Source organism: Streptomyces sp. sk2.1, from assembly GCF_008120935.1.
Lineage (GTDB): Bacteria > Actinomycetota > Actinomycetes > Streptomycetales > Streptomycetaceae > Streptomyces.
Genome location: NZ_RDBO01000261.1, coordinates 1 through 3,679 on the forward strand (window position 1 = coordinate 1; position 3,679 = coordinate 3,679).

General features: G+C 78.4%; 2 protein-coding genes. Both read left to right on the forward strand.

Translation table 11 applies throughout. From position 1 onward, the window contains the following. Positions 1–3,169 precede the first annotated feature (3,169 nt). Positions 3,170–3,418, forward strand: a complete 249-nt coding sequence (locus EAO76_RS43465) for a phosphotransferase-like protein (RefSeq protein WP_148841706.1) — start codon at positions 3,170–3,172, stop codon at positions 3,416–3,418. Between the two features lie 109 nt (positions 3,419–3,527). After that, on the forward strand, positions 3,528–3,679 hold a 152-nt coding region (locus EAO76_RS43470; protein ID WP_262376267.1), incomplete at its 3' end, for a helix-turn-helix domain-containing protein.

The window sequence follows — 3,679 nt, forward strand, 5'->3', positions numbered from 1 at the left end:
TTCCCGTGCCGTCTTCCCGTGCCGTCTGGTCGCCGTCCGGCCCCGTGTCCCGGGGTTTCTGTCGCGTCGGCGGCCCGGCCGCGGTCGCGCCCGTCGGGCTCTGCCGCCCGGCCCCTGCGCCGCGGTGCCGCTCCGCGTTCCGTCGCGCCGGCCCTGCCTCGTTGTTGCCGGGCCCCGCGCCGCCCTGCGGCCGCTCCCGCTGCGCGGCGGCCGGTGGTCGGCCGTCCCCGCCCCGCTGCTTCGCGCCGTCGGGCCCGGGCCCGGCCGCCGGTGCCCCCAACCCGCCGGCGCACCCGTCCCGCCGACGTCCCTGACCTGCTGTCAGGCCGTACCCCGCCGCCGGGCCGCCGGGCCGTCGACGGCCCGCCCGGCTCCGCCGCGCCCCGTGCTGCCGCGTTCCGGGCTGTACCGCGGTCGGCGGTCGGTCGCGGCCCTGCGCCCCGGGTTCCTGTCGCGTCGACGGCTTGGCCGCTGCCGCGCCGCCGCGCCCGCCCCGCCGCCCTGGCGCCCGCGCCCTGGCGCCCGCGCCGTGGCCGCCCGCCGTCCGTGGCCTCGTTGCCGCCGCGTCGTCGACCACCGTCGCCCACCCCTCCGAGGCAGTGCCGGGGCCGGTTGCAAGACCGGGGCCGGGCCCAGGGCCGTCGACCGCACGCCCCGAGCCACCGCTCCGCGCCGTCGACCACCTACTCCGCGGCGGCCCCGCCCCCCGGCCACGGCCCCGGCGCCGCCGCCTCACCGCGCCGGGCTGTGTCGCGTCGGCGGCCCGGCCGTGGCCCGTCGCGCCGTCCCTGCCATCCTGCCGCCGCTCCCGCTGCGCGACGGCCGACGGCCGGCCGCCCCCGCCCCGCAGCTTCGTGCCGTCGGGTCTGGGCCCGGCCGCCGGCGCGAGGGGAATCCACGCCTTGGGTTCCCCTCGTGCCGATGGCCCGGCCGCGGCCGGGCCCGCCGCCGTACCGTGGTCGACGACCTCGCGCCTCGGGTTCCTGTCGCGTCGGCGGCCCGGCCGTGGTCACGCTGCCGTGCTCTGCCGCGTTCCGCGCCCCGTGCCGTCTCGTCCCGGGCTTGTATCGCGGTCGGTGGCCGGTTGGCCCGGCCCCGCGCCTCGGGCTCCTGCCGCCGCCGCGGCGGCCCGGCCACGGCCGCGCTGCTGCGGCTCTGTGGCGGGTCCGGGGGCGGGGTTCTGCACAGGGCTGTCGACCGTCCCGCCCCGTCCGTCGACCGCCCGCCCCTCCGGGCCGCCGCTTCACCGCTCCGCGTCGTCGACCACCTACTCCGCGGTCCCGCCCGGCCCCGGCGCCGTGTCGCCGCCTCACCGCGCCGGGCTGTGTCGTGGTCGACGGCCCGGCCGCGGCCCGTCGCGCTGGCTGCCGGCGCACCCAACCCGCCGGCGCACCCGTCCCGCCGATGTCCCTGACCTGCTGCCGGGCCGTTCGCGCGATGGTCGACGACCTGACGGTGCACCCGCGCCCCGCCTTGCCGCGCCGCGCCGGGCTGCCGGGCCGTGCCGGGTTGCCGGGCCCCGCCCGGCGGCCCTGGCCCCGGCGCCGCCGCCTTACCGCACTGGGCCGCCGCCGGGCTGTGTCGTGCTCGATGGCCTGGCCGCGGCCCGTCGCGCCAGCCCTGCCGCCCTGCCGGCGTACCCGTCCCGCTGACGCGAGGGGAGCCCGCGCCCCGGCCGCGGTCGCCCCGTCGTGCTCTGCCGCGCCGCCGCCCCGCCACGCCGCGGTCTCGTCTCGTACCGTGCCGCGGTCGTGTGGTGTTTCCGTCTCGCGCGGTCCTGTATCTCGTAGTTGTGCTGTGGTCGACGACCTCGCGCCCCGGGTTCCTGCCACGTCGGCGGCCCGGCCCCGGGCCACCGCTTCACCGCTTCGCGTCGTCGACCACCTACTCCGCGGTCCCGCCCCGCAGCCCCGGCGCCGCGCTGGGCTGTGTCGTGGTCGACGACCTGGCCGCGCCCGCCGCCCGCTCCGCGCCGGGCCGCTGTTCGCCGTGCCGGGCTACTGGGCCGCGCCCCGCTGCCCTGGGTTCCTGTCGCGTCGGCGGCCGGGCGGCCGGGCGGCCCGGCTCGGCTTCGTGTGTCCATGGAGGTCTGGTCACCGCCCCGCCTGCCCCTCCRGGCTGCCGCGTCGTCGACTACGTCCCCCGCCCGCCCTGTCCGGGGCGGGGCCGGAGCCAGTCGCAGGACCGGGGCCGGGGTTTCGGTCAGGGGCGTCGGCTGCCCCGCCCCGCGGCCCCGGCGCCGCGCTGGGCTGTGTCTGGCCAGCCGGCCCGCGTCCGGGGCGTAACGCCTGTGTCCGGGTACACAGTTCGCCCTTGTCGCAGGGTCGCGGCGGCGGGGCCGCGGGGCTGTGCCGTGCCAGGCCGCGGTCTCGTGCCGTGCCGCCCTGCGCCCCTGCCCCGCCGCATGCCGCCGCCCACCCACCCGTCCGTCGACCGCCCACACCTCCCGGGCCTGCTGCGGGTCCGGGGCCGGGGTTTCGGTCGGGGGCGTCGACCGCCCGCCCCGTCCGGGCCGCCGCTCGCCGCTCCGCGCTGTCGACCACCCACTCCACGGCCCTGCCCGTTGCCGTGCCCGGCCGGCCTGCCCGCGTCCGGGTTGTAACGCCCGTGCCTGGGTAAGTAGTTCGCTCTTGCCGCAGCTCCGCGCCGTCGGCATCCTTCCCCGCCCGCCCTCCGGGCCGACGCCCGCCCTCCGGGCCGACGCCGGGCCATCGACGGCCCGCCCGGCTCCGCGTTCCGTGCTGCCGCGGTCCGTGGTGTCCCGCGGTCGGTGGCCGGTTGGTCCGGCCTCGCGTCCCGGGTTCCTGCCGCGTCGGCGGCCCGGCCACGGCCCCGCCGCCACGGCCCCGCCGCCGCGGCCCTGCGGCGGGTCCGGGGCCGGGGTTCTGCACAGGACCGTCGACCGCCCGCCCGTTTGTCGACGGCCCGGCCCCGGACCGTGCCGCCGCTCGGTCCGGGGCCGACCGCGGTGCCAGTCGCAGGGCCGGGGCCGGGGTTTCGGTCAGAGGCGTCGACCGCCCCGTCCCTCCGTGCCGGTGCTTCATCGCTCCGCGTCGTCGACCACCTACTTCGCGGCCCAGCCGCCGCGCTGCCGGGCCGTACCGTCGCTGATCGGGCCCGATACGTTGACTGGATGGGAGCCTCTGTGCAGTATGACCGCCCTGGTCACATGATCTTTCTCAACGGCACATCAAGTGCTGGTACGACCACCTTGGCCCGTGCGATCCAGGAAGAAAGCGATGAGCCGTACCTGTACTGGGGCATCGATACGCTGTTCTCGATGGTGCCGGAGAAATGGGCCGGCGCCCGCGGCGGGCACCTGAGCTTCGAAGGGTTCCGCTACGACCGGTCGGAGCATGACGAGGACGGTTGCCTCGCGGTGCTCCCGCCCACTACTGACTTCGGCTCGTCAGGGTGAACTTTCCCGAAGTCCCTGATGGGCTTGGTGTGGTGGCTGTATTCGATGGTGTGTGAGGTATTCGGATGGGGGCGGGCTGACCGTTGCGGGACGGGTGCGTCGGGAGTCGGTGCGGATGCAGGCGGCCGAGCTGTTCGAGCAGGAGGTCAAGCCGCCGGAAGTGGCACGGCGTCTGCGGGTGAGTCTGAAGTCGGCTTATCAGTGGCACCAGTTGTGGCGCGAGGGCGGGGTCGGGGCGCTGGCGTCACGCGGTCCGAGTGG